General features: G+C 68.7%; 17 protein-coding genes. 9 read left to right on the top strand and 8 right to left on the bottom strand.

Going from position 1 to position 21,149, the window contains the following annotated elements; all coding sequences use genetic code 11:
- Nucleotides 1-42 precede the first annotated feature (42 nt).
- The 3 genes from L0P92_RS01855 to L0P92_RS01845 form a co-directional block, all read right to left on the bottom strand.
- A complete protein-coding gene (locus L0P92_RS01855) occupies nucleotides 43-630 on the bottom strand; it encodes a biotin transporter BioY (RefSeq protein ID WP_234760611.1) in 588 nt (195 codons plus the stop codon).
- A 71-nt stretch (nucleotides 631-701) separates the two neighbouring features.
- A complete protein-coding gene (locus L0P92_RS01850) occupies nucleotides 702-2,597 on the bottom strand; it encodes an AMP-binding protein (RefSeq protein WP_234760610.1) in 1,896 nt (631 codons plus the stop codon).
- Entirely contained in the window at nucleotides 2,594-4,270 is a 1,677-nt protein-coding gene (locus L0P92_RS01845) for a class I adenylate-forming enzyme family protein (RefSeq protein WP_234760609.1), read from the bottom strand. Before L0P92_RS01845 ends, L0P92_RS01850 begins: the two co-directional genes overlap by 4 nt.
- A gap of 357 nt (nucleotides 4,271-4,627) precedes the next feature.
- On the opposite strand from L0P92_RS01845, the gene L0P92_RS01840 reads away from it, so the two are divergent.
- The 9 genes from L0P92_RS01840 to L0P92_RS01800 are packed head-to-tail and all read left to right on the top strand — an operon-like array spanning nucleotide 4,628 to nucleotide 15,259.
- A complete protein-coding gene (locus L0P92_RS01840) occupies nucleotides 4,628-6,226 on the top strand; it encodes an acyl-CoA carboxylase subunit beta (protein WP_234760608.1) in 1,599 nt (532 codons plus the stop codon).
- A 7-nt stretch (nucleotides 6,227-6,233) separates the two neighbouring features.
- Entirely contained in the window at nucleotides 6,234-8,246 is a 2,013-nt protein-coding gene (locus L0P92_RS01835) for an acetyl/propionyl/methylcrotonyl-CoA carboxylase subunit alpha (protein ID WP_234760607.1), read from the top strand.
- Nucleotides 8,239-9,003 (top strand): enoyl-CoA hydratase/isomerase family protein, encoded by a 765-nt coding sequence (locus L0P92_RS01830; RefSeq protein ID WP_234760606.1) that lies wholly within the window; start codon nucleotides 8,239-8,241, stop codon nucleotides 9,001-9,003. Before L0P92_RS01835 ends, L0P92_RS01830 begins: the two co-directional genes overlap by 8 nt.
- Complete coding sequence (locus tag L0P92_RS01825) at nucleotides 9,003-9,875, top strand: TIGR03084 family metal-binding protein (protein WP_234760605.1); 873 nt, start codon at nucleotides 9,003-9,005, stop codon at nucleotides 9,873-9,875. The genes L0P92_RS01830 and L0P92_RS01825 overlap by 1 nt, the downstream gene beginning before the upstream one ends.
- Before the next feature lies 1 nt (nucleotide 9,876).
- Nucleotides 9,877-11,682 carry an acyclic terpene utilization AtuA family protein gene (locus L0P92_RS01820; protein WP_234760603.1) on the top strand — a complete coding sequence of 602 codons (1,806 nt, stop codon included), beginning with the start codon at nucleotides 9,877-9,879 and terminating at the stop codon, nucleotides 11,680-11,682.
- Entirely contained in the window at nucleotides 11,679-12,290 is a 612-nt protein-coding gene (locus L0P92_RS01815) for a TetR/AcrR family transcriptional regulator (RefSeq protein WP_234760602.1), read from the top strand. Before L0P92_RS01820 ends, L0P92_RS01815 begins: the two co-directional genes overlap by 4 nt.
- 42 nt (nucleotides 12,291-12,332) lie before the next feature.
- Nucleotides 12,333-13,487: an acyl-CoA dehydrogenase family protein gene (locus L0P92_RS01810; RefSeq protein ID WP_234760600.1), complete on the top strand. Its 1,155-nt coding sequence runs from the start codon at nucleotides 12,333-12,335 to the stop codon at nucleotides 13,485-13,487.
- A gap of 3 nt (nucleotides 13,488-13,490) precedes the next feature.
- Entirely contained in the window at nucleotides 13,491-14,294 is an 804-nt protein-coding gene (locus L0P92_RS01805) for an enoyl-CoA hydratase/isomerase family protein (RefSeq protein WP_234760599.1), read from the top strand.
- Entirely contained in the window at nucleotides 14,291-15,259 is a 969-nt protein-coding gene (locus tag L0P92_RS01800; protein WP_234760598.1) for a TIGR03617 family F420-dependent LLM class oxidoreductase, read from the top strand. Before L0P92_RS01805 ends, L0P92_RS01800 begins: the two co-directional genes overlap by 4 nt.
- A 48-nt stretch (nucleotides 15,260-15,307) precedes the next feature.
- On the opposite strand, the gene L0P92_RS01795 is transcribed toward L0P92_RS01800, so the two are convergent.
- From L0P92_RS01795 to L0P92_RS01775, 5 genes are all read right to left on the bottom strand, one after another.
- Nucleotides 15,308-16,036, bottom strand: coding sequence for an SDR family NAD(P)-dependent oxidoreductase (locus L0P92_RS01795; RefSeq protein ID WP_308289603.1), 729 nt, complete (start codon nucleotides 16,034-16,036; stop codon nucleotides 15,308-15,310).
- Between the two features lie 94 nt (nucleotides 16,037-16,130).
- Entirely contained in the window at nucleotides 16,131-17,774 is a 1,644-nt protein-coding gene (locus L0P92_RS01790) for an AMP-binding protein (protein WP_234760596.1), read from the bottom strand.
- Nucleotides 17,775-18,264: 490 nt separating this feature from the next.
- Nucleotides 18,265-18,903 carry a TetR/AcrR family transcriptional regulator gene (locus L0P92_RS01785; RefSeq protein WP_234760595.1) on the bottom strand — a complete coding sequence of 213 codons (639 nt, stop codon included), beginning with the start codon at nucleotides 18,901-18,903 and terminating at the stop codon, nucleotides 18,265-18,267.
- A 271-nt stretch (nucleotides 18,904-19,174) separates the two neighbouring features.
- Nucleotides 19,175-19,993 carry an alpha/beta hydrolase family protein gene (locus L0P92_RS01780; protein WP_234760594.1) on the bottom strand — a complete coding sequence of 273 codons (819 nt, stop codon included), beginning with the start codon at nucleotides 19,991-19,993 and terminating at the stop codon, nucleotides 19,175-19,177.
- 334 nt (nucleotides 19,994-20,327) lie between these two features.
- The gene (locus tag L0P92_RS01775; protein ID WP_234760593.1) at nucleotides 20,328-21,143 is read right to left on the bottom strand and encodes a beta-keto acid cleavage family enzyme; all 816 of its coding nucleotides are present in this window, start codon (nucleotides 21,141-21,143) and stop codon (nucleotides 20,328-20,330) included.
- Nucleotides 21,144-21,149: the final 6 nt, after the last annotated feature.

The raw sequence follows: 21,149 nt of genomic DNA, 5'->3' as shown, positions 1-21,149 counted from the left end.
CCGCGGCCGGTCCTGCTCAACCGCGACACGGCAGTCGGCACCTCAGGACGTGAAGCGGTCGACGATTTTCCAAGTCGCGGGCAACGCCCCCGCCGCGGCTGCGCACTTGAGCACGTCGGCGACGAGGAAGGGCCGCACGCCCAATTCAAAGGACTTCTCCGCGCCCAGTGACAGCGCGTGCGCCAACCACAGCGTGCCGCACAGGTAGACCACGGCCGTCCCGAGTGCCATGAGCACGACCGTACCCACGACGTGCCGGTCGGCACGGTGCTCGGCCAACAGTCCGGCGAGGGGCGCGGCGAGGGCAAGCCCGATGACGTATCCGAAACTCGGGCCGCCCCAGCCAGAACCGTGCGCGGCGAACCAGGGCACCCCGGCGATCCCGACGGACACGTAGGTCAGCGCCGCCCATGCGCCTCGGCCGGTGCCCAGGGCGGCGCCGACGACGAGTACCGCGAAGGTCTGCAGAGTGAAAGGAACGGGTGAGAGCGGAGTGTGGATCGCGACCTGGGCGCTGACGCCCATCACCCCCGCCCCGGCGAGCACGAGGATGGCGTCCCGGGCGAGAGCACCGGGAATGAGATCGGCCAGGACCCGCGGCCGATCGGATGCGATGGCTGCAGTCGCCATGGGTAACTCCTCGAAGTGGAACGACGACGAAACCGTGATCGGGTCTTCGTCGCACGAAGCATGGGAATCGATCAGCTGGTCGGGCGCAGCAGGGGCCGGAGTGCGTCGAGGACACTCGGATCCTCGATCGTGGGCGGCACCGTCGGCGACTTGCCGTCGGCGATCTCACGCATGGTGCGTCGCAGCACCTTGCCCGAGCGGGTCTTGGGCAGCGCGTCGACGACCGAGACCTCACGGAAGGCCGCGACGGGGCCGATCGCCTGCCGCACGGCGGCCACGATCTGCCTGGTCAGCAACTCCCGCTCGATGTCGACTCCGGCCTTGAAGACGACCAGTGCCCGGGGCAGCTGTCCCTTCAGTTCGTCGGCCACCCCGATCACCGCGCATTCGGCGACCGCCGGATGGGCCGCGACGACCGCTTCGATCGCGCCCGTGGAGAGTCGGTGGCCGGCGACGTTGATGACGTCGTCGGTGCGCCCCATGACGTAGACGTAACCGTCCTCGTCGACGAATCCTCCGTCCCCTGTCGTGTAGAAGCCCGGATGTGTGTCGAGATACGAGCTGATGTACCAGTCGTCGTCGCCCCACAGGGAGGTCAGCGCTCCCGGTGGCAGTGGCAACCGGATCGCGATGGCACCCTCGCTGCCGACGGGCACGTCCCGGCCGGCCTCGTCGAGGACGCGCACGTCGTAGCCGGGCATCGGTACCGACGGCGACCCCGCCTTGATCGGCAGATCGTCCAGGCCACGGGGGTTGGCGCAGATCGCCCAGCCGGTCTCGGTCTGCCACCAGTGGTCGACGACCGGCACGCCGAGCAGGTCCGCGGCCCACGCATACGTGTCCGGGTCGAGCCGTTCACCGGCGAGGAACAGCGACCGCAGGCTGCTCAGATCAGCGGACCGGGCGAAGCTGCCGTCGGGGTCGGCTCGACGGATGGCGCGCATGGCGGTCGGCGCGGTGAACAGAGTCCTCACCCTGTGCCGCTCAACGATGCGCCAGAAGGCGCCCGCGTCGGGTGTGCCGACCGGTTTGCCCTCGTACAAGATCGTCGTAGCCCCGGCCAGCAGCGGCGCGTAGACGACGTAGGAGTGGCCGACGACCCAGCCGATGTCCGAGGCGGCCCAGAAGACGTCACCCGGACCAGTGTCGTAGATGTTGCGCAGTGACCAGGTCATCGCGACGGCGTGACCGCCGTTGTCGCGTACGACTCCCTTGGGGCGGCCGGTCGTGCCGGAGGTGTAGAGGATGTAGAGCGGATCCGTCGCCGCCACCGCCACGCAGGCGGCCGGCCGCGCTGTCGACATGGCTTGCGCCCAGTCCAGTTCGCCCTCGTCGAGTTCGATCGGCAACTCCGGCCGCTGGAACACCACTTTCGCGCGGGGCCGGTGCTTGGCCAGCGTGAGTGCCTCGTCCATGAGCGGTTTGTACGCCACGACGCCGCGTGGTTCGATGCCGCAGGAGGCGAACACGATCACCGTCGGCGCGGCGTCGTCGATCCGGCCGGCCAGCTCCTGGGCGCCGAAACCGCCGAACACCACCGAGTGCACGGCGCCCAGACGGGCACACGCCAGCATCGCCACGACGGCTTCGGGAATCATCGGCATGTAGATCAGAACGCGGTCCCCGACCTGGACACCCTGCGCCCGAAGCACGCCGGCGAAGCGCGCGGTCCGCTCAGTCAGTTCCCGGTAGCTCAGTCGGCTGGAAGGGCCATACGCGGACTGGTGGATCACCGCGTCCTGCTCGCCGCGTCCACAAGAGACGTGCCGGTCCAGGGCGTTGAAGCAGGTGTTCAGGCGGCCGTCGGGGAACCATCGGTACAGCGGTGCCGCGGATGAATCCAGAGCGACGGTCGGCGCCCGGTCCCAGGCAACGGCCTCGGCGGCTTCGAGCCAGAATTCCTCGGCGTCGGTCAGACTGCGCCGGTGCGTGGCGGCCCAGCCTCCGGCCTCCGGTGCGCCACTCATCGCAGTTGCCCGTCGAAGTGGTGGGAGTACTCGCCGCGCAGCTTGTACTTGAGGACTTTGCCGCCCACGGTCTCCGGCAGCGAGTCGGCGAACAGGATGTCCTTGGGGGTCTCGTACCCGGCGAGGATCGTGCGGCAGAACTCGATGATCTCCTCAGCGGTGGCCTTCGAGCCGGGCCTGCGCAGGACCACGCCGGTGACCGCCTCTCCCCAACGGGCATGGGGAAGGCCGACGACCACCGCCTTGTCGACGTCGGGATGCTGGTTGAGTACGGCTTCGACGCGCAGACTGGAGACGTTCTCCCCACCGGACTTGATGATGTCCTTGTAGCGGTCGAGCATGATCCTCAGACCGTCATCGTCGTAGGCGCAGCTGTCGCCGGAGTGGAACCAGCCGTACCGGAACGCCTCACGCGTGGCTGCTTCGTCCCGGTAGTAGCCCGACATGATCGCCGGTGACCGGTACACCGCCTCCCCGGCCACGCCCGGTTGACCGGCGAGGTCATTGCCCTCGGGGTCCATGACGACCGAGGCGAGCAACGGACTGGGCAGCCCGACGTAGTTCTGTTGCGGAGCGGTGCGTGCGTAGAGCTCGGGCCATTTGTCGGGCCAGAAGCGGTGACAGGCGATCGACTCGGTCTGGCCGAAGATCTCCAGCGCCAGCAGCTCCGGGCCGCAGTGCCGTTTGAGTGACTCCAGCGTGGCCGGGGGGAGCGCCGCCCAGCCATAGACGATGACCTTGAGACAGGTGGCGTCGAGATCGTCGTCCGCGCCGAACGCCGCGTCGACGGCCTGGACCATGGCCGGGGAGCCGGCCCACAGCGCGGTGAGTCGTTCCCCCGCGATGGAGCGTGCGATGGCTGCGGCGTCCGGTCGCCGGCCGATCAGCAGGGTGCCGGCGGAGAGGAACGTCGAGTACAGGAAGGGCTGGTCGCCGACGTGGTAAAGCATCGGCAGGTAGGTGCACAGTCGCAGATCGTTCTCGATCCGCAGGCCCCGGGTGAGTGACTGGGCGAAGCCGAGCGCGGCCATGTAGGTGCAGGTGTGGGAGATCATCACGGCTTTGGGCAGGGCGGTCGTGCCCGAGGTGAAAAGGATCTCCCAGATGTCGTCGCCGTGGATCTCCACGTCCGGCTCGTCGGTGCTCTGGCCGGCCACGAAGTCGCTGAAGCCGACGCTGCCGGGAACGGGGTCGCCGCCGATGGTGACGGTGATCGCGACTTCCAGGCCGTGGTCGGTGAAGGTCTGCCGGGCGCGCGGCCAGAGCTCCGCGTCCACCACGGCCAGCTTCGGCTCGACGAGTTCGATCATGGCCGCGACCATGTCAGGGGCCATCATCGGGTTGATCGGCGCGCAGACGAGTCCGGCTCTGGCGATGCCCAGCTTGAGCAGGATGCCCTCGATGGAGTTCTCGCAGAACATCATGACGATGTCGCCACGGTGCAGGCCGCGCGTGAGCAGGCCGTTGGCGACCTGGCTGGTCAGCTCGTCGGCCTGTCGGTAGGTCAGCCGGCGCAGCCGGGGATCCGCGAACGCCCCCTCCGCGGCGATCGTCGCCTCCTTGTCGGGGTGGCTGAAGGTGATCCGCTCCAGCAGATCGCCGACGCTGGTGCGTTCCCAGCGATGGACTGCCCGCCGGTTGTGCAGGCTGGTCACGTCGAGTGAGGGTTCCATGCTGGTCAGCCTCTCTGCAGACACACGGGCACGGATTCGATTGCCAACGGCGACGATTTAGTGACTCGCCATTCACTAAATCGGAGACTAGGGTTCGTTACCGCGCTTGCCTAGAGGGTGGACGCGAGGAAAGTTCAACGGATCGGACAGCTCGGCGCCGCTGCTGATTGGGGGCGGGCGATGGCGAGGCTTCACGGGGTGTGGTTGACCGTTTGCGATGAGGTCCGTCATAGTGGCGACTTAGTAAATGACCGTTCACTTTGGCGGGAGATGGCTCGCAGGGCGCGAGATCCAGCCCGACGCCCCGTGGCGGGACGGGAACAGTTCCGTCACGCGACCGCAGAGATGGAGTCGACCATGCCGGTCCTGAGCTCCCGAGTCGACACGACGAGCGAGACCTACCGGAACAACCGCACGGGTCAGCTGGCCGCCATCGCGGCACTGGACGAGCAGCTCGAACTCGCGCGCGCCGGCGGCGGAGCCAAGTACGCCCAGCGGCACCGGGATCGCGGGCGGCTGCTCGCCCGTGAGCGCATCGAGTTGCTCGTCGACCGGGACGCACCCCTGCTGGAGCTGTCGTCGCTGGCCGCTTGGGGCACTGAATTCCCCGTCGGTGCGAGCATCGTGACCTGTATCGGTGTCGTGTCCGGTGTCGAGTGCGTCCTGATCGCCCATGACCCCACCGTGCGGGGCGGGGCGATGAACCCCTACACCCTGCGCAAGACCCTGCGCGCACTGGAGATCGCCCGCCGCAACCGGCTACCGGTGATCAATCTCGTCGAGTCCGGCGGCGCCGATCTGCCCACCCAGTCGGACCTCTTCGTGAACGCGGGCAAGATCTTCCACGATCTGACCGACCTGTCCGCGCGCGGCATCGCCACCGTCGCGCTCGTCTTCGGCAATTCCACGGCCGGCGGTGCGTACGTGCCCGGCATGTGCGACTACTCCGTACTCGTGGACCGGCAGGCCAAGGTCTTCCTCGGGGGACCCCCGCTGGTGAAGATGGCCACCGGAGAGGATGCCGACGACGAGTCGCTCGGCGGGGCCGACATGCACGCGCGTGTCTCCGGAGTGGCCGACTACTTCGCTGTCGACGAGCTCGACTGCATCCGCATCGGACGCCAGATCGTCGCGGACCTCGACTGGCACAAGCTCGGGCCGGGCCCACGCGGTCCGGTCGAGGAGCCGCTGTACGACCCCGACGAACTGCTCGGGATCGTCTCGGCAGACTTCCGGGTGCCCTTCGACCCGCGCGAGGTGATCGCCCGAGTCGTCGACGGCTCACGCTTCAGCGAGTACAAACCCCGCTACGGAACGAGCCTCGTCACCGGCTGGACATCGATCCACGGCTACCCGGTCGGCATTCTCGCCAACGAGCGCGGTGTGCTGTTCAGCGAGGAGGCCAAGAAGGCCAGCGAGTTCATCCTCCTCGCCAACCAGAGCGACACGCCGCTGATCTTCCTGCAGAACACCACCGGCTACATGGTCGGTACCCAGTACGAGCAGGGCGGGATCATCAAGGACGGCTCAAAGATGATCAACGCTGTCACGAACTCCCTGGTCCCGCACATCACCGTCAACGTCGCCGCGTCCTTCGGCGCCGGCAACTACGGCATGTCCGGGCGCGCGTACGACCCGCGACTGATGTTCTCCTGGGCCAACGCCAAGCTCGCCGTCATGGGAGCCCAGCAGCTGGCCGGCGTGCTGTCGATCGTCGGCAAGGCCTCCGCCGAGGCGTCCGGGCGCGAGTTCGACGCCGAGGCCGACGAACAGCGCCGCCGGGCGGTCGAGGCGCAGATCGAGCGCGAGTCGCATTCCTTCTTCGTCAGTGCCCGGCTCTACGACGACGGCGTCATCGACCCGCGAGACACCCGCTCCGTGCTCGGTATGGCGCTGTCCGCCGCGCACTCGGGGCCCGTCGAGGGGCGCCGCGGCTTCGGCGTCTTCCGGATGTGAAAGCAGGATGACAGTGACGATCCAGAAGCTGCTCGTCGCCAACCGCGGCGAGATCGCGTCGCGGGTGTTCCGCACCTGCCGCGCCATGGACATCGCGACCGTCGCGGTGTACTCCGACGCCGACGCCGGGCTCCCCTTCGTGACCGACGCCGACGAAGCCGTGCGGCTGCCCGGCAACACCCCGGCCGAGACCTATCTGCGTGCCGACCTCCTCATCGACGCGGCGCGCCGCACCGGAGCCGATGCCATCCATCCCGGTTACGGCTTCCTCTCCGAGAACGCCGACTTCGCACGGCGGTGCGCGGCGGCCGGCATCACCTTCGTCGGACCGACGCCCGAGGCCATCGACGCGATGGGGTCCAAGACCGCGGCGAAGGAACTGATGCGCGCGGCCGGCGTCCCGGTACTGCCGGGCGCGGTCTTCGACGGCGACCGGGAGCCCGACGCGGCGCGGTTGCGGGCGGCCGCCGCGGAGATCGGAACGCCCGTACTGGTCAAGGCCGCCTTCGGCGGCGGCGGGCGGGGCATGCGTATCGTCCACGACCTCGACGAGATCGAGGCGGCCGTGGCCAGCGCGCGACGCGAGGCCGCCTCGGCGTTCGGCGATGGCACGGTCTTCCTCGAACGGTTCGTCGAATCGCCGCGGCATATCGAGGTCCAGATCCTCGGGGACCGGGCCGGCACGGTCGTCCACCTCTTCGAACGCGAATGCTCGATCCAGCGGCGCTACCAGAAGATCATCGAAGAGGCGCCGTCGCCCGTCGTCGACGACGCGCTGCGCGCCGAGCTCTGCCAGGCGGCCGTCGCCGCGGGCAAGGCCATCGGCTACGTCGGCGCCGGCACCGTCGAGTTCGTCCTCGACGCCTTCGGCCGGTTCTACTTCCTTGAGGTCAACACGCGCCTGCAGGTCGAGCACCCGGTGACCGAAATGATCACCGGCATCGACCTGGTCAAGCTGCAGCTCGACATCGCCGCGGGCAGGCCGATCCCGGACGAGGCCATCGAGGCACGCATCACCGGCCACGCCATCGAGGCACGCCTCTACGCCGAGGACGCCGCCGCCGGCTACCTGCCGACCAGCGGCGCCGTGCACACCTTCGAGTTCCCCCGGGTCGACGGGCTGCGCATCGACACGGGCTTCGCCTCGGGCACCCGGGTCTCCACGTTCTACGACTCGATGCTCGCCAAAGTCATCGGCTACGGCCCCTCGCGCGACGACGCCCGGCGGCTGCTGGCCGGAGCGCTGTCGAGGGCACGCCTGCACGGTGTCACCACCAACCGCGACCTGCTGGTCGGCATCCTGCGCGAGGACGAGTTCGCGGCCGGCGCCATCGACACCGGCTACCTGGAGCGACACGCCTACGACAAGCTCGTTCCCGTACGCGGCCAGGAGGCGCGTGCCACGCATGTGCTCGCCGCGGCCTTGGCCGCCCAGGCCGCCCGCCGCGCCGAGGCTCCCGTGCTGGCCGGCCTGCCCTCCGGCTTCCGCAACAACCCGAGCGCGCCGCAGACGGTCGCCTTCGAACAGCACGGCCGGCCCATCGACGTGACCTACCGTCTGGACCGCGACGGGCTCACGGCCACGGTCGAGGGAGGCATCGTCACGGAGACGGCCCTGCTCTCGGCGACCCCGACCCGGGTCGACCTGGTGTGCGCCGGCATCCGTCGCGTCATCGACGTGACCCGCGTGGGTGCGACGGCCTATGTCGACAGCGCTCTGGGACACGACGCACTCATCGAGGTCGAGCGCTTCCCCGACCCCTCCACCACCGCACCGGCGGGTTCGCTGACCGCATCGATGCCGGGCACGGTCGTACGGATCGACGCGGCCGTCGGCGACAGCGTGGCAGCCGGAGCCACGATCCTCGTGATCGAGGCCATGAAGATGGAACACGCCATCCGCACCCCCGGAGCCGGTGTCGTCACCGCCCTGCCGGTCGGCGTCGGGACACAGGTCGACAGCGGCGCCGTGCTCGCCGTCGTCGAGGACAAGGAAGCCGAGGAGGAGCGCGATGACTGAGCCCGTCACCTACGACGTCGTGAACGGTGTCGCCTGGCTGACCATCAACCGGCCCGAAGCCCGCAACGCGCTGAGCAAGGCGGTGCGCGAGGGCCTGTTCGCCGGGGTGCGTCGCTTCAATGACGACGACTCGGCCAAGGTGTTGGTACTGACCGGATCCGGTGACCGCGCGTTCTGCGCCGGCGGGGATCTCAAGGAGATGGCCGAGACCTCGCTCACCGTCCCGCCCCTGGACTTCGTACCGCAGTTCGGCCGCAACATCCGGATCGAGAAGCCCACCATCGCCGCGGTCAATGGCGTCGCCTACGCCGGTGGCTTCCTGCTCGCCCAGAACTGCGACCTGTGCGTGGCCGCCGAGTCCGCCCGGTTCGCGATCACCGAGGTCAAGGTCGGCCGTGGGTCACCGTGGGCTGCCCCGTTGTCCTGGCTCGTCGGGCCGCGCGTCGCGCTGGAGATCCTGCTCACCGGCGACCCGCTCAGCGCGGCACGCGCCTACGAGGTCGGTCTGGTGAACAAGGTCGTACCGGACGCCGACCTGCGCGGCGAGACCCAGGCGCTCGCGGAGCGCATCGCCGCCAACGCACCGCTGTCCGTGCGCGCGGCCAAGAAGACCGCCTACCTCTCGGCCCATATGGGTCTCACCGAGGCGTTCGACGAGGCCGAGCGGATCTGGGAGCCCGTCTACACCAGCCAGGACGCGCAGGAGGGCCCCGCCGCCTTCCGCGACAAGCGCACCCCGGTCTGGAGCGGGCGCTGATGGCCGTCGCCACGCCCGGATCGGGCACCGGACTGATCACCTCCCTCGTGGGCGATCTCCGCTCCGAGACCGCCGAACTGCGCGGTGTCCTCAGCTCGCTGACGGAGGACGACTGGACTCGGCAGACCCCGGCGGCGGGCTGGACGGTACTCGACCAGATCACCCACCTGGCTTACTTCGACGACGTGACCCGGGCCTCGCTCACCGACCCCGACCGCTTCCGGGCCGAGGCGGCCGAGCTGGTCGCCGGTGGAGAGGACTTCCCGGACCGCATCGCCAGGCAGTTCCACGACATGGCGCCGAGTGACCTGCTCACCTGGTTCGACCGGTCCCGCGCGAGGCTGATCACGGCCTTCCAGCAGGTCGATCCCGCAGCGCGGCTGCCCTGGTTCGGGCCGTCGATGAGCCCCGCGTCCTCGGTCACGGCACGGCTGATGGAGACCTGGGCGCATGGTCAGGACGTCCTCGACACGATGGACGTCGCCCGGACACCGACCGCACGTCTACGCCACATCGCGGACCTGGGCGTCCGCGCCCTGCGGTACGCCTACGGAGTCAACGGGCTGGAGGTCCCGCACAACCCGATCCGCGTCGAACTGGCCGGCCCGGACGGACAGCGCTGGGACTGGGGACCGCAGGACGCCTCCGACCGGGTCACCGGTGACGCACTGGAGTTCTGCCTCGTCGTCACCCAGCGCCGCCACCGCGACGACACCTCCCTCCAGGTCACGGGCGCCACGGCGAAGCAGTGGATCGTGATCGCCCAGGCCTTCGCGGGCCCGGCCGGCCCGGGGCGCGCACCCGGCGCCGTCCACACGCACACACGGCCGCACGCCACAGCACCGGCCACGGCCCCACAAGAAGGACTCTGAGATGCGATCCGACGCCACCACTGCCCGCCGTCCGGTGCGGATCGGCAACTCCTCCGGCTTCCTCGGTGACCGTCCCGAAGCCGCGCGGGAGATGGTCGAGGGCGGTCCCATCGACGTGCTCACCGGTGACTACCTGGCCGAACTGACCATGCTGATCCTCTGGAAGGCACGGCAGAAGGACCCCGACGCCGGCTATGCCAAGACTGTGCTGGGCCAGCTCGAGCAGGTGCTCGGAACCTGCCTAGACCGCGGCATCAAGATCGTGAACAACGCCGGCGGGCTCAACCCGTCCGGGCTGGCCGGTCAGTTCACCGCCCTCGCCGAACGGCTGGGCCTGCACCCGAAAATCGCCTACGTGACGGGCGACGACCTGTTGCCGCGCATCGACGAGCTGATGGCCGCCGGACACCCGCTCGCCCACGTGGACACCGGGCAGCCCCTCGCGCACGCCGACGGCAAGCCCGTCACCGCCAACGCCTACCTCGGCGGCTGGGGCATCACCACAGCCCTGCACGCCGGCGCCGACATCGTGATCTGCCCGCGCGTCACCGACGCGTCCCTGGTCACCGGACCCGCGGCCTGGTGGCACGGCTGGCAGCGTCACGATCTCGACCAGCTCGCCGGAGCGCTGGCCGCGGGCCATGTCATCGAGTGCGGCCCGCAGGCGACCGGCGGCAACTACTCCCATCTGCACGAGGTCACCGACCGGCGCTACCCCGGCTTCCCGATCGCCGAGATCGCGAGCGACGGCACCAGCGTGATCACCAAACACGAGGACACCGGAGGGCTGGTCTCCGTCGGCACCGTCACCGCGCAACTGCTCTACGAGATCGCCGAGCCCGCGTACCTCAACCCGGACGTGGTCGCGCACTTCGACACGGTCACCCTGGAACAGCAGGGGCCGCACCGGGTCCGGATCTCGGGCACCCGTGGCACGCCGCCGCCGGAGACCCTCAAGGTCTGCGTGAACTTCCTCGGCGGCTACCGCAACACGATGACCCTGGTGCTCACCGGCTTGGACATCGAGGAAAAGGCGGCCTGGGCGCAGGACGAACTGTTCGCCGTTCTCGGCGGCCGCGACCAGTTCGACGACGTCGACGTGCGGCTGCTGCGCTTCGATCGCCCCGACGCTCCCAGCAACGAACAGGCGACCGCCCATCTGCGAATCACCGTCAAGGACCGTGATCCGCGCAAGGTCGGACGGCGCTTCTCCAACGCCACCATGGAGCTGGCCCTCGGCGGCTACGCGGGTTTCCACACCACGACCCCGCCGTCCACCGAGAGCTCCTACGGCGTGTACTGGCCGACTCTCGTGCCGGCCGGCGAGGTGTCACACGTGGTCGTGCTGCCCGACGGCACGCGGGTCGGCGTCCCCGCCACCGTCGCCGAAGCACACGCCGCTGACCAGCCGCTTCGTCGCATCGAGCCCCAGACGCCGCCGTCGACATCCGTCAGCGAGCGCCTGATCGAGGCACCGCTCGGACGGATCTGCGCGGCCCGCTCCGGCGACAAGGGCGGCAACGCCAACGTCGGCCTGTGGACCCGCGACGAAGCCGGATACCGGTGGCTGCGCGACCATCTCACGCCCGACCGGCTGCGTGAACTGCTGCCCGAGGCGAAGGACCTTGAGATCCGCCGCTACGAGCTTCCGAATCTGCACGCGCTGAACTTCGTGATAGCCGGGCTGCTCGGCGAGGGCGTGGCCTCCTCCACACGCCCCGATCCACAGGCGAAGGGACTGGGAGAGTATGTCCGGTCGCGGCTGGTACCGATGCCGCAGGACCTGCTCGACGGAGGAACACCATGAGCGACGCCCCCGCCCCCTCGAACACCGCGCCCCGCCGACGCGATCCCGACCGGCGTCAGCGCATCCTCGCCGCGGCGGCGCGACTGGTGGCCGAACGCGGCTACCACGAGGTGGGCATGTCCGACATCGGGGCGGCGGCGGGCATCGTCGGCTCAGGCATCTACCGTCACTTCGGCGGAAAGCCGGCCGTGCTGGTGGCGATGTTCGACCGGGTCATCGACGACCTGACCCACGCCGCCAACGACATCCTCGCCCGTGAGCTGGAGCCGTCGCAGACCCTGAGGGAGCTCATCGGCGCGCATGTCCGCATCACGCTCGGCGACCGCACACTCATGCGCGTCTATCACAACGAGATGACCAACCTGCCGGCCGACGACAGCCACCGGCTGCGGCGCAAGCAGCGCCTCTACATCGAGGAATGGGTCCATGTCCTCGAAGTCCTCCGGCCCGACGTGGACGACGCGGTCCTGCGCGCACTGGTGCACGCGGCGATCGGCGCCGTGCACTCGACGTTGTTCTACCAGAGCGGTGTCCCCGACGACCGGCTGGCCAAACTGATGGCCGCCGCGGCCGAGGCGACCTTGTTCATTCCCGATGTCGGCCGCTGAGGCCCCTTCGCCGACACGACCACGATTGGAGCGCTGACGGCTGTGGAGTTCGCCGAGAACCCGGACCATCGTGCGATCCGGGAGACCGTAGCCAAGATCGCCACCCCGTACGGGGGCGCGTACTACACCGAACACGCCGACAAGCACACGCCCACCGACGAATTGTGGCAGATCCTCGGCCGCAAGGGATTCATCGGCATCAACATGCCGGAGCGATTCGGCGGCGGCGGGGCAGGCATCACCGAACTGGCCCTGGTCTGTGAGGAGACCGCGGCGCAGGGCGCCCCGCTGCTGCTCCTGCTCGTGTCGAGCGCGATCTCCGGGGAGGTCCTGTCGCGCTACGGCAGCCCGGAGCAGCAACAGACCTGGCTTCCAGGCATGGCCACCGGCGAACGCAAGGTGGTCTTCGCGATCACCGAGCCCGACGCCGGCTCGAACACCCACCAGCTCTCCACCCACGCGCGACGCGACGGCGACGGCTGGGTGCTGCGCGGCACGAAGTACTACATCTCCGGAGTCGACGAGGCGGACGCGCTCGTCGTCGTGGCCCGTACCGGCACGGAGCCCGCCACGGGCAAGGGCCTCATGTCGTTGTTCCTCGTCCCGACCGACAGCCCCGGTCTGACCGCGAACGAACTGCCGGTGGCCGCGTCGCTGCCGGAGAAGCAGTACACGCTGTTCTTCGACGACGTACGCCTTGACGCCCAGCAGTTGATCGGCGTGGAGAACGAGGGTTTCCAACAGGTGTTCCACGGGCTCAACCCGGAACGGATCACCGGGGCCGCGATCTGCGTGGGGATCGGCAGGCGCGCGCTGGCCCTCGCTTCGGAGTACGCCCGCAACCGCGAGGTGTGGGGCCGGCCGATCGGCACCCACCAAGGCGTCTCGCACGCCCTGGCCAAGGCGAAGATCGAGGTCGACCTCGCCGCGCTGATGACGGCGAAGGCCGCGTGGCTGCACGACCACGGCCTGCCGGCGGGCGAGGCGTCGAACGAGGCGAAGTACGCCGCCGCCGAGGCCGCATACGCCGCCGTCGACGCCGCGATCCAGACCCACGGCGGCAACGGCCTGAGCACCGAGTTCGGTCTGCTGCCCCTGTGGGGCATCGTCCGGTTGCTGCGTATCGCCCCGGTCAGCCGGGAGATGGTGCTCAACTACGTCGCGCAGCACTCGCTCGGATTGCCGAGGTCGTACTGAGCCATGACAGACGACGACACACTGGTCCGCTTCACCCGCCGCGGCGCGGGCGGATGGATCACCCTGAACCGGCCCGACAAGCGCAACGCGCTCACCCCTGCCCTCATCGGCGATCTCCATCGGGCGCTGGACGCGTGCGACAGCGATCCGCGCGTGCGGGCTGTCGTGATCACCGGAGCCGGCGACGCGTTCTGCGCCGGCGCGGATCTGGCCCACCTGCGGGAGCGGCTCGACGACCCGGACGGGTGCGAACTCTTCGTCGAGGAGCTGCTGCGCCCGCTGGCCAGTGCTCTGGGTCGACTGCGCGACTCCGGTCGGCCGACGATCGCCGCGGTCAACGGCGCCTGTTTCGCGGGCGGCTTCGAACTGCTCATGGGATGCGACCTGGTGATCGCCTCGGAAGCGGCGACATTCTGTGACGCGCACTCCCGCCGCGGCCTCGCCCCCGCCGTCGGCGGAGAGGCGGGGCTGGTCAACGCGGTCGGAGCGACGCGAGCCCGGCGGATCCTGATGCTGGCCGAGGTACTCGACGCGCACCAGCTCGCCCAGGCGGGCCTGGTGAGCGAGGTCGTCCCGTCCGACGGTCTCGTCGAACGCGTCGACGAGGTGACCGCCGTCATCGCTCGTCGCAGTCCCACCAGCGTGTCCGCGGTCAAGTTCGCGGTGCAGCGCTGCGAGTCCCGCCCCTGGCAGCAGGCGGTGGACGAGGGCATCGAGGAGTTCCGCCGACTTTGGAAAGGCTCGGACATGCTGGAGGGAATCCAGGCGTTCCTGGAACGACGCGCCCCCCGGTACGGGTCGGCATGAGACGTCCACATGTCGCGATCGACCTCTACACAGGTGCGGGACTGCGCCTTGAGGACGCGCGCCGGGTCGCCGTCGACGCGGAGCAGGCGGGGTACGAGGGCCTGTGGACCCTGGAGGCCCATACGGAGCCGTTCCTGCCGCTGGCCCTGGCCGCGGAACACACCACCCGTCTCCGCCTGGGCACGGCCGTCGCGGTGGCGTTGGTGCGCAACCCCATGGTCGTCGCGCACATGGCCCATGAGCTCAACCGCTATGCGGGAGGCCGGCTGGTCCTCGGCCTGGGCAGCCAGGTGGGCGCTCATGTGGTCAAACGGTTCGGAGAACCGTTTGACCACCCGGCCGACCGCATGCGTGAGTATGTCGCCGCGCTCCGTGCGATCTGGGCCTGCTGGAACGAGAACGCGCCGCTGGACTTCCGGGGACGCTTCTACCGGCACACCCTCATGACACCGGCTTTCGACCCAGGTCCGAGCGGGCACGGTCCGCCGCGGATCCACCTCGCGGCGGTGGGGCCGCGCATGTGCGAGGTCGCGGCGCGGACCGCCGACGGACTGATCGCGCACCCGCTGTCCTCCCCGAGGATTCTGCGCGAGGTGATCGGGCCGCGGATCTCGTCCACGGCGGCCGCGGACTTCGAGCTGTCCTGTCCGGTCATGGTGATCACCGGCGACGACGAGTCGTCGCTGGATGCCGCTCGCCGCGCGGTCCGGCGGCAGATCGCCTTCTACGCCTCCACGCCCGCCTACCGTGACGTCCTCGGCCACTACGGTCGCGATGACCTCGCGGCCCGGCTGCGGGCCATGTCCCGGGCGGGGGAGTGGGACGCGATGGCCGATCTGATCGATGACGACCTTCTCGCGGAATTCAGTGTGGAGGCGCCATCCGAGGCCTTGCCGGCCGAGATCCATCGTCGTTACGACGGAGTGCTCGACCGAGTGATGGTCTACCGGCCCTATGCCACCTGACACTCTTCGCATGGCCGGCTACGGGACCCGCATCGTTGTCGGCTTCTCTCAGCGCGGGCCCATCCGCAAGGCGCCATCCATGCGGATCACCTCTCCGTTGAGGTAGTCGTGCGCGATGACGGCCAGCGCGAGCTGTGCGAACTCTTCCGGACGTGCCAGCCGCGGTGGGAAGGGGACCCCCGCTGCGAGGGACTGACGGACCTCGGCGGAGAAGGACGCCATCATGGGGGTGTCGACGATTCCTGGTGCGATCGTGCAGACCCGGATGCCCTTGGAGGCGAGGTCGCGCGCGGCAGGCAGGGTGAGCGAGGCGATGGCACCTTTGGACGCCGCGTATGCCGCCTGGCCGATCTGGCCGTCGAAGGCCGCGATGGACGCGGTGTTGACGATGATGCCGCGCTGACCCCCCTCGTCGGGCTCGTTCTCGGCCATGGTTCGCGCGCACAACGTCATGACATTGAAGGTGCCGAGGACGTTGACCGATACGACGCGAGCGAAAAGGTCGAGATCGTGTATGCCGTCGCGGCCGACGATGCGCGCCGTGGGTGCGATGCCCGCACAGTTGATGACCGTGCGGAGCGGGCCCGCCTGGGCAGCGAGCCGCACCGCGTCCTCGATCTCGTCGGGGCGGGTGATGTCGGCCGTCACGTGAGTGACGCCGGGCAGCTCGTTCACCGTGTCCGCGGCGCCGGACAGATCGAGCCCGAAGACCCGAACGTTTTCGGCGACGAGGGCTCGAGCCGTCGCTCGGCCAAGTCCGGACGCCGCACCCGTCACGATCGCGGACGTATTCTCAAGCTGCACTGCCGCCTCTTCCTACCGTTTCCTGTGGTTCGTACATGGGCTGACCCGCCCGTGGTCGTGACCCGTGTCAGCGCTTCGAGCGCTCCTTGACCTCGTCGTCGGTCAGGCCACGGAGAATGAACCGCTGCACCTTGCCGCTCGGAGTCTTCGGAAGGCTGTCGACCACGTGCACCTTCCGCGGGTACGCGTGCGCACCGTACTGACTGCGGACAAGGTTCTGGAGCCGGGTCCGCAGGGCGTCGCCGGTGTCGGCATCCGGCGTCACCACGATGAACGCCTCGACCACTTCACCGCGGATCTCGTCGGGGCGCCCGACGACCGCGGCTTCCGCGACCGCGGGATCGGAAGTGAGGATGCTTTCGATGTCGAAGGGGCCGATACGGTAGCCGGCGGCGAGGATGACGTCGTCGTCACGGGAGGCGAAGAAGAAGTCGCCCGCGTCCTCGCGCCCGATGTCGCCGGTCAGGTACCACGCGCCGTCCGGCGTGTACCGTTCGCGAGTCTGTTGGGGCGAGTTGACGTATCCCGTGAACCACATCAGCGGACTCTGCTCCACCGACAGGGCAATCGCCTGGCCGACTGTGCCGGCCACGAAACCTGGCAGAGCCTGTCCCATCGAGCCGGCACGGACCTCGCCACGAAGACGCGGATCCCATGCGTTGACGATGACCATGCCCTGCTCGGTCTGCCCGAAGTGATCCATGACGGCTGTCCCGAGCGCCGAAGGTGCCCAGGCGGTGACGTCGGGGGTGAGCGGCTCGCCGGCGGACGAGGCGACTCGAATGGGACTGTGCCCGAACGTGACTCCGGCGTTCTTCAGGGCGCGGTAGACCGTTGGGGCCGCCGCGAAGTTCGAGACTCCCAGGGTGGTGACCACCTTGGCCGTGAGCTCGACGGAGAAACCGGCGGACAGAAGAACGTTCGGACACCCGGTGGCCAGCGGACCGACGATCCCGAAGTACAGGCCGTACGCCCAACCGGGGTCCGCCGCGTTCCAGAACGTGTCGGTGTCGAGGAGCTGCAAGCCGTATTGCATGTAGGAGATGAACGCGCCGATGGCCTGCCCTGGTACTCCCACACCTTTCGGGGTGCCAGTGGTGCCAGAGGTGTAAAGCTGGATGAACAGGCCATCAGGTCCGACCGCGACACTTTCCTCGATCGGATCGTGCGATGCGACGAGCCCGCTGATCTCGTCGCCTGCCTCCAACACGGGGATTCCAAGACCGTCGACCTTCTGCCGCTGGTCGGGCTCCGTGACGATCAGCTTCGCGCCGGCGTCCAGGACGCGCACGCTGACGGCTGGTGCCGCGAACGCGGTGAAGAGAGGGACGTGCACCGCGCCGAGCCGCCAGAGCGCGAGCAGCACTATGGGGAGCTCACGGCGCTTGCTCATGAGCACGCCGACCCGGTCACCTCGTCCGATGCCGCGCCGCCGCAGAGCGGTGGCCAGCCTGCGTGACTCATCGGCGAGTTCGCCGAACGTCAAACGACGAACGCGTACCTCGCTGTCCACGAGAAAGAACGCGGTCTTGTCGCGAGGATGCTCGTCGCACAGGACCGACGCGACCGACAGGCCAGGTGCGGTGAAGCGAGCGCGCAGAGCGGCGACTTCCGCTGAGACCTCGGGGACATCCAGCCATCGCGCCGGGGCGGTCAGCGGGGTGGTCGGAAGGGTCTTGCCATCCTGCGGGTCAATGGTCCGGTCGGTCATTTCGCACTCCGTGTGTCCTTCGCCGTCCATGGGCGGCACTACTTGAGTACCCGGGCTTCATCGGGTGAGCTGTGGGCACCTTGACCCGGATGTCCTGGCCGGCAAGGCATCTTGCAAGCCGGGGAAGCCGTAGAGCCGGTCCCGGACGGCTCGGCCGGATATAAGGAGTTTCGCCCCTTGTGGGCGAGGTCGTTGGACTGTTTGGCAGGTCGTGTGCCGTCGGCCCGCCGGGCGGGCGAAGCGGCGCCATGGCCGCGGCCAAGACGGCTGGTCCGAGACGTCGGCACACGTCAGGGTTTCTGGCAGTGACGTGGCCATGTGCGGCTGTGCGGCGAGTCCGAAGGGTGTGGTACCCGGCGCGGTGCCATGGTGCAGGTGCCTAGACACAGTGTCAAGCAATCGGCACCCATGAACGAGTGCGAGGCGGGAGGCGCGTGATCGGAGCATCGCCTGCGTCTGCGACTGCGACACCCAACCTGGGCCGCACGCCTCACCGCTGGTGGCTGGTGCCTCCGGTCCGCCAGGCCGGGTGCCCGACAAGATCGGTCCACAGGTCGGAAAGGTAGTCCACGATCTGCTCGTCCGTCACGATGCCTGATCCACTCGTGCTGAGTTCGAATGCCGCATGGGTCATTCGTTCCAGAATCGCCATGCGTGCGAGAACGTCCTCGCTCAAGGGGTTTCGGTGGCCGCTTCGTCTGGCGACGATGGTCAGCGCCGTGGTGAGGTTGTCGTCCCGCCATGCCGCGACGTCCGGTTCCGTGGCGCTTGCCACGGTGAATGCGGACAGCGCCCCCATGTGCTTGTTCCACGTGGCCAGCTGCGACCGGATCTCGGCTCGCATGTCATCGCGGGTTATCCCGTTGAGCAGGGCGTCAGCGAAGCTCTCGGTACTACGGACCGAATCGGGCCACATGCGTTCCAGGATCCCGATCATGACGGCCGACTTACTATTGAAGTGCAGATAGAAAGTAGCCCGGCTGCATCCGGCTGCCGACGCGATATCTTCGGCGGTCGTCTGCACATAGCCGTTCTTGTGGAATGTCTCCAGGGCTGCGTCAAGCAGTCGCAGCCTCGTCAACTCACGCTTCTGCTCCCGTAGAGTTTTGTGCGGTGGGGAGCCGACCATCGCCTGACCTCCAGGGGTGCAGCACCTGCATACGAAGCAGCCCCAGTATGGCACGTACCCTCACGCTCTGATCGTTGCAGGTTATCGGTGCATTGATCATGAGTGCAGCGCTTTTATTGTCCATAACGCACGCAAGGCGTCTTTTGGGGCTTTATGGGCCGGTTGGCTATGGCGCGTGCGCGCTTCGTGGCAGGGGATTTCCAGCCCCGAGCAAATAGTCAGCCGGCGGCGCACAGCGCCAGGGCTGGTCGGCATGGCTTAAGGCTCGTTGTCAGAGGACGTCCGCGATCCAGTCAGCGATGAAGCCGGTGGCGGCGGCCATGTTGTCGGCACTGACGTGTTCGACTCCGCCCTCGCGTTCGGTGAACCACTTGAGTTCGCGTTTGGGGCTGTTGACGGCTGTCTCGTACTGGGCGATGGCGTACTCGCGGGGGATCTGTCGGTCATTCGCCCCATGAGTGATCAAGAACGGCACGGTGATGCGTTCGGTGACGCCGACCAGGCTCATGCTCGGAGCGAACTCCATGAACTCTTCCAAGGTGTTCTTGCCGAAGACCCACTGGACGTGTTCCCAGTAGTGGGGGACCGGTCGGTCCCCCTCGCGGGCCAGGCGTCGCTTTTGGAGCTCACCCCAGTTGTAGTTGGCACCCCAGGCGACGCAGAGGCTGAAGCGTCTCTCGAAGGCCGCGGCGCGAGGGGCGTAGTAGCCCCCCAGGGACCAGGCCATGACACCGACGCGTGCCGGGTCGACATCGGCGCGGTTCTCGAGCCAGTCGAGACAGGGGGCCGACCAGTGCTCGCTGTCGTGCCGTCCGGTCAGACCGCGCAGGCGGAGTGCCTCACCGCTGCCGGGGTGGTCGACGATGAGGGTGGAAATGCCACGGCGCGCGAGCTCGTGGGCGATGCCGGAGCCGTAGATCATCTCCTTGGTGCTGTCGAGGCCGTTGTAGTGGACCATGCACGGTGCCTGGCCGGTCACGCCGTCCGCTGCGACGAACAGGGCGGGCAGGCTGGTCCCCTCGTAGGGGATCTCGACCCTGGAACAGTTCTGCCCGCCGAGAGTGATGCCCTTGTCGAACGAGTCGAGCATCTTGCGGTAGGCGTCCTGACGGGGGGGAGAAGTGGCGGCTCTGGAGTCGTTCGGCAGTCAAGTAGTACACGGAGGCGCGGTAGTAGCGGGCGCCCGCGGTGAGTGGGTGACCCGAGGCTTCGTCCTCCTCGGCCAGCCCGACGAGGCGATCGGCCAAAGCCGTCCAGGACTGGAAGAAGAGCTCGGTGCCGGCATCCTCACCGTTGCGGGACGCCGCGAGGACGGGCGCGCATGCTTCCGCGACCTCGGTGATGTGCGCCCCCGTGTTCAGCGCGATGTTGACGGACAGATTCCAGACGTAGTTGTCAGGGAAGATCTCGAACACTTCGGCTCCTCACGCCGCGTTCAGGCCGAGTCGCGCGGCTGTTTGGTCGATGTCGGCCACGGAGCGGTCAAGCGCGTGAGCGGCCCGCACGGCACGCCTGACCAACGGCTCGTTGCCTGGGGCGAGTTCGCCTTTGCGGAGGTAGAGGCTGTCCTCCAGTCCGGCGCGGGCGTTTCCACCCAGGGCCAGACCGATCGTGGTGAGCTGGAGGTTGGCACGGCCGATGGCGATGACCTGCCACACGGCGCCCTCCGGGAGCCGGTCGACCATGGTCATCAGATTCTGTGGGGTGGCGGCCATGCCACCGCGGACACCGAGCACGATGCTGAACTGAAGAGGCTCGGCGAGGAGCCCCTCATCGAGGAGGCGCAGACAGGCGTCCAGGTGGCCCGTGTCGTAGATCTCCAGCTCGGGCTTGACACCGAGCTCGCGCATCCGCAGAGCCAGGCGGCGGACCGCGTGGGGAGGATTGCGGAACTCGCCGTCGGCGAAGCTCATCGAGCAGGGGTTCAACGTGGCCATGCGCGGGCGAAGTTCGACGAGCGCCTCCCGTTCCTCGAACGGTACGGACCGGCCGACGCCCGTGGAGAGCTGGATGAGGATCGGGCAGCGCTCAGCGATCAGGTCCATGGTGCGACGGGCGATGCCCAGGTCCGCCGTCGGGCGGTCGTGCTCGTCGCGCAGGTGGAGGTGAGCGATGGCGGCACCGGCTTCGTAGCCGTCCTTGACCGCGGCGGCGATCTCCTCCGGCTGCGTGGGGAGGCCGGGGTTGTCGGCCTTGGTCGCGATCGGGCCGGTTGGCGCGACGGTGATGATGGCGGTCATGGCGGC

The organism is Streptomyces muensis (genome assembly GCF_021474425.1).
Lineage (GTDB): Bacteria > Actinomycetota > Actinomycetes > Streptomycetales > Streptomycetaceae > Streptomyces > Streptomyces muensis.
The sequence above is the reverse complement of the archived record's forward strand: the minus strand, read 5'-3'. Positions and strand labels throughout refer to the sequence as shown.